A 5,674-nucleotide genomic window follows, 5' to 3' on the forward strand; every position below is an offset into this window, starting at 1 on the left:
TCTCATCCCATCTTCCCAAAAAAATCAATGAAGTTATAGGTTAAAAATATTTACGATTGTACTTTCCGAAGTACTGCCCCTCTAGGAGATATAATCAAAAATAAGATACAAATTTTTTTTATTTAACGAACAAAAAAACCTTATGCAATACATCTTTTGGATTTTTTCCTAAAACCCTTATCATAGGCTCTTTACCAATACATCCCTCATCATAAATAACATCTGGCACAAAACCAAGTTTTTGTATCACATGTTTTGTTCCCCATTCCATAGTGGATTTCACCCCACGAGGCTCTTCACTCCTGTCAAACATCCCTATTTTCAAACCAGATTTTCTACACTTCGATAGATTTTTTTCAGAGTATCTTAAATTCATACAGCTTCTCATCTCAGGATCAAAACCCATCACTGTTAGAATTATAGATGCCACATGTTTAGACGTACCAAAACCTATGCCACCGCATCTCACTGGTTTGTCTCTTGTTTTTGTAATTCTCCCAGTTAATGCACATACGTCTTCAATATCATTTGCATTTTGAAGCGAATAACCAAAATTAATCCCAACTTCTGGAACAAAATCCCCTGATAGAAAAGTAAGCAATTCATCAACAGCCTTTTTCAACTCAAACCATACCATAAAATGTTCATCTGTAAGAAAATAAGAGGGCATGTCTTTTATTATGTCTGAAGAAAAGTTGAGTACATCAGCGCCCTTGCCAGGTTTATGTCCCTCATTTATCATACTCCAAAGTATTTGTTTAGATTTTCCTATAGAATCAGCAGGTTTTTCCCCTTTGGCAATGAAACCTGTTATTAGAGCAGAAATTGTGCAACCAGAACCATGTACTAAACGATCAGGTATCATTGGCAATGAAAAAACAGTAAACTCTTTTCCATCAAAAAACACATCATCAGCTTTTTTCCCTTCCAGATGCCCCCCTTTTATAAGAACATATCTTGGTCCTAGCTCATGTATTTCCTTGCAGGCTTTTTTCACATCATTTATATCACCTATTTTCCTCCCAGTTAAAACCTTTGCTTCATGTATATTTGGTGTAACCATGTATGATTTTGGCATCAATTTGTTTTTAAGCGCTTTAACAAAATCATTTTTTGATAAAGAATCACCGCTTGTAGCAACCATAACAGGGTCAACAACAGTCTTTAGATTATAGTGTTTGATTTTCTCTGCGACTAAGTCTACGATCTCTTCATCAAATAACATCCCTGTTTTTGCTGCATCAGGTTTCATATCAATTAAGAGCGTATCTATCTGTTTTTCTATGATCTCAACAGGGAGTTTATGTATTTTTTCTACATGCAGTGTGTTCTGGGCTGTTATACATGTTACAACTGTTAACCCATGTACGCCTAGCATGTTGAATGCTTTAAGGTCAGCCTGTATACCAGCACCACCTGATGGGTCTGACCCCGCTAGTGTCAATGCAATGTTCTTTTTCATACTATTTTCCCTCAATACTGTAGTTAGATTTATATGCTTTCCTCGATTTCTCCTGACCAAAAAATATCAGGCATAGCCTTTTACGTCTTATCCTGAGTAGGGGAGCTTTATGGAGATAATAACAGATCAACCAGGAAAAAAAATTTTACTTTTGGGAAACGAGGCCATAACCAGAGGAGCACTTGAAGCAGGTGTTGATGTTGCTACAACTTATCCCGGGACGCCATCTTCTGAGATAGCTGACACGTTTTCACATATAACAAAATATTTCACAAAAAAAGGCGATAAACCACCTTTTTATTTCGAGTATTCTACAAACGAGAAGGTTGCTTTGGAGGTTGCTGCTGCTGCTTCTTTTTCTGGTTTGCGTGCTCTTACTTGTATGAAACACGTTGGTTTGAATGTTGCTAGCGACGCTTTCATGACTTATACTTATGTTGGTTGTAAGGGTGGGCATATCATTGTTTCCGCTGATGACCCATATTGTCATTCTTCTCAGAATGAGCAGGATAACCGTTATTTCGCTATTTTTGGTGGTGCCCCTATGCTTGAGCCGACGACACCACAGGAAGCAAAGGAGATGACAGGGGTTGGTTTTGATATATCAGAACAACTTTCTTTACCCCTGTTGTTGAGAACAACTACTAGGCTTAGCCATGCTCGTGGTCCTGTTGTTTTTGAAAAAATGCAGAAACCACGTGGCATAGGTCATTTTGAAAAAAACCCACTGTTGGTAACTGTTCCTGCTGTTGCTCGTAAACAGCATCCTGTTTTGCTTGAGAGGATGGAACAGGCTGAAAAAATTTCCGAGAAATCACAGTTTAACGAGGTTGTTAATGTTGGTAAACCAAAGGATATAGGGGTTGTCTCCTCTGGTGTTTCTTTCAATTACGCTAAGGAGATGGCTGAAACCCTTAGTTTGGATGTTAGGATTTTGAAACTTGGTATGACCCATCCTATTCCTAGGAGGATGTGTGAGAAGTTCATAAAATCTTGTAGTACTATTGTTGTTATTGAGGAGCTCGAGCCTATTCTTGAGCAACAATTCAAAACCCTTGCTTTTGACATGAAATCTGATGTTAAGATTTTTGGTAAATCAACAGGGCGTTTCTCACGATTGTATGAATACAACCCTGATATTGTTGTTGATGTTTTTTCAAAGATATTCAAGGTAAAGAATCCTTTCCCGAAACCTGTTGAATCAAAGATTAAGCTACCTAGTCGTCCGCCGTCTTTGTGTCCTGGTTGTCCTCATCGCGCTACGTATTATGCTGTTAAAAAAGCTGCGCCAAAAGACTCTATTTATCCTACTGATATAGGTTGTTATACGCTTGGTAAGGAACCACCACTTGAGATGGCGGATGTTTTGCTCTGTATGGGTTCTAATGCTGGTACTGCTTGTGGTTTTGCTGTTTCAACAGGTCAGAAGATTGTTTCCTTTATGGGTGACTCTACGTTTTTCCATGCAGCTATACCTGCTCTTATTGATGCTGTTCATCATAACCATGATGTTGTTATTACAGTTCTTGATAATAGGACTACTGCTATGACAGGTCATCAGCCTCATCCTGGTACTGAGTTTGATGGTATGGGTCGACCTGCTAAGATGATACGGGTTGAGGATGTAGCTAGAGGGTGTGGTGTTGAGCACATTGAGATAGTCGACCCAAATAACATTAAGGAGACAACAGCTGCTTTTAAGAGGGCTTTGGATTTCAAGGGTCCGTCTTTTGTAGTTAGTAAATCACCTTGTATTCTCCTTGAGGTTGATAGGAAACGAAAAGCTGGGGAGGAGATACCTGTTTATTCAATTAACCAAGAGCTTTGTAAACGATGCAAGACCTGTATCGGTCGTTTTGGTTGCCCTGCGTTGTATTTCGCTGAAGACGGTAGTGTACATATTGATACTACTTTGTGTAATGGTTGTGGTAACTGCGTTCAGGTTTGTCCGTTTGGTGCTATATCAAAATCTGGGGTGAAGGAATGAACAAAAAAATTAGCATAGTACTTGTTGGTGTTGGCGGGCAGGGCGTTATAACCGCTGCGAATATTCTTGGTAATGCTGCTGTGAAAGCAGATGTTATGGTTTATGTTTCAGAGATACACGGTATGGCTCAACGTGGTGGAAATGTTGTTTGTACTGTTAGGATGGGAGAGGTTTCAAGCCCGATGCTTCCTAGCGGTACTGCTGATGTTGTTCTAAGTGCTGAACCAATTGAAGCATTGCGTAATATTTCTTTTGTAAACAAAAAAACAAAGGTTATAACAGACATAAATCCGGTTATTCCTTTCACTGTTGCTGTTGGTGGCGAACCTTATCCAAAGCTTGATGATGTTTTTAAAGAGATTTCTAAACATGCTGAGTTGTATAAGATAGATGCTTTGAAGATAGCAAAAGAGTCTGGTGATGCCATAACAAAAAATACTGTCCTACTTGGTGCTCTTGCTGCAACAGGTGTGTTGCCCTTTAAACCAGATGTGTTGCTTGAGACAATACTAAATATGGTTCCTGATAAGTACAAGGATGTTAACAGGAAAGCATTTGAAAACGGTATGAAAGCAATAAAAAAATAAAACTTTTTGTTTAAAATGGACGACAGAAAAACAGCTATTTCTTTACTGCTTGTGCTTATAAGCCTTATTTGGGCAGGATCATTTATAGCTGTAAAAGTAACAGTTGATGAAATACCACCAAGTCACTTAGGTTTCCTACGTTTTCTTGTTGCAACACCTATAATGGTACTACTAATTTTTTTACTTAAAAAAGATAAAGGGATACCAATTAAAAAAGAATTCTTGTCACTCATAGCACTTGGTTTAACTGGTGTTACGCTTCTTTATGTTTTTCAATTTATAGGAATCGAGTATACTACTGCATCTACATCATCTGTTCTTATTAATACTAATGTTGTTTTCATTGTTTTGTTATCAACAGTTTTTCTAAAAGAATCTTTTACATTCAAAAAAACCTTTGGCGTAATAATATCATTTGTCGGGGTAGCAACCGTTGTTTTTGCACAGAGCAACAACGAAACAATATATTTTAACAACCAGTTTATAATCGGTTGTGTTCTTGTTTTAGTATCTGCTTTCTGCTGGGCCTCTTATTCAGTTGTCGGTAAAAGGCTTTTAGAGAGATATGATCCTTTTACTGTAACAACATATGCGTTTATCTTTGGAACAATCATGTTTTTACCATTTGTTTTCATTGACATTGTTAGTGTTATTCAAAAAGTTTCTTTTAATGGTTGGATGGCTGTTTTATATCTAGCTGTTTTCTGCTCTGTTTTCGGTTATATTGGTTGGTATTATGCTTTATCAAAAGTTGATGCTGGCAAGGCAGCTGTATTTCTAAATTTCATACCGCTTTTTACAATAATACTATCACTGCTTCTCATGAGGGAGGTTCCTAACCTGGTTTTTCTTGTTGGTGCTAGTCTTATAATTTTTGGCGTTTATTTGGCACAACGACGTTAATTACAGCTCTATTCCTTTTTAAAAAATAGTTTCTTTAATTTAAAGGCATCATCTATACCAAATACAAAGATTAAGGTGTTTATAATCAAATATTGGTACAATAGAGTGTAACAAGTGTTACAATATGGCCTGTAAAAATTAACAATTATTTTAAAAAACCTTCTTAAAGCCAATTAATTATAAATATTAAAATTTCATTTACTATACGTTTCATGAAACAGACATTTTGCGAATACATGATGTGGCACGGCTTCCCAGTTATTAGAAAAAAAATCGCAGAGGTCATGATGGATGAATTTGGGCTAAGCCAAAAAGAAGCCGCAGAAAAACTCGGTATTTCATCTGCTGCAGTATGTCAATATAAATCTAAAAAACGAGCTAAAATAGACGTGGTAGATTATGATTTTCTCAATGAAATCAGAAAATCAGCAAAGAACATTATAAACAATGGAAACGATCATGTACTCACTGAAACATGTAGACTTTGTAAAATCATAAGATCAAACGGAACATCGTGCTTATTCCCAGATGATGAAAACTTCACGAAAATTTGTTACTGCGACCCAGAATGATGCACCAATCCAATTTTTTATGATGAATTAAATTTTTTTTTTAACTCTCTATCCAATGATATTGATTTCATAGCAGGATTAACAAATAGACCTCTTGCGAAATAACAATTTTTAACCCATAACACATACCCCTCTACATCGGATGGGATGTAGAGATGTTGAC

5 protein-coding genes are annotated in these 5,674 nt (G+C 36.9%); 4 read left to right on the forward strand and 1 reads right to left on the reverse strand.

The annotated features are described in order from the left end of the window. Positions 1 to 118: 118 nt before the first annotated feature. Entirely contained in the window at positions 119 to 1,462 is a 1,344-nt protein-coding gene (gene thiD / locus QHH19_06495) for a bifunctional hydroxymethylpyrimidine kinase/phosphomethylpyrimidine kinase (protein MDH7517973.1), read from the reverse strand. Between the two features lie 109 nt (positions 1,463 to 1,571). On the opposite strand from thiD, the gene iorA reads away from it, so the two are divergent. The 4 genes from iorA to QHH19_06515 all read left to right on the forward strand — a co-directional run bounded on the left by iorA (position 1,572) and on the right by QHH19_06515 (position 5,511). Next, entirely contained in the window at positions 1,572 to 3,449 is a 1,878-nt protein-coding gene (iorA, locus tag QHH19_06500; GenBank protein MDH7517974.1) for an indolepyruvate ferredoxin oxidoreductase subunit alpha, read from the forward strand. Further along, complete coding sequence (iorB, locus tag QHH19_06505; GenBank protein MDH7517975.1) at positions 3,446 to 4,036, forward strand: indolepyruvate ferredoxin oxidoreductase subunit beta; 591 nt, start codon at positions 3,446 to 3,448, stop codon at positions 4,034 to 4,036. Before iorA ends, iorB begins: the two co-directional genes overlap by 4 nt. A gap of 15 nt (positions 4,037 to 4,051) precedes the next feature. Beyond that, positions 4,052 to 4,939 (forward strand): DMT family transporter, encoded by an 888-nt coding sequence (locus tag QHH19_06510; protein MDH7517976.1) that lies wholly within the window; start codon positions 4,052 to 4,054, stop codon positions 4,937 to 4,939. 212 nt (positions 4,940 to 5,151) lie between these two features. Then, complete coding sequence (locus tag QHH19_06515; GenBank protein MDH7517977.1) at positions 5,152 to 5,511, forward strand: hypothetical protein; 360 nt, start codon at positions 5,152 to 5,154, stop codon at positions 5,509 to 5,511. Positions 5,512 to 5,674: the final 163 nt, after the last annotated feature.

The sequence above is a fragment of the Candidatus Thermoplasmatota archaeon genome (genome assembly GCA_029907305.1).
Taxonomy (GTDB): domain Archaea; phylum Thermoplasmatota; class E2; order DHVEG-1; family DHVEG-1; genus JARYMC01.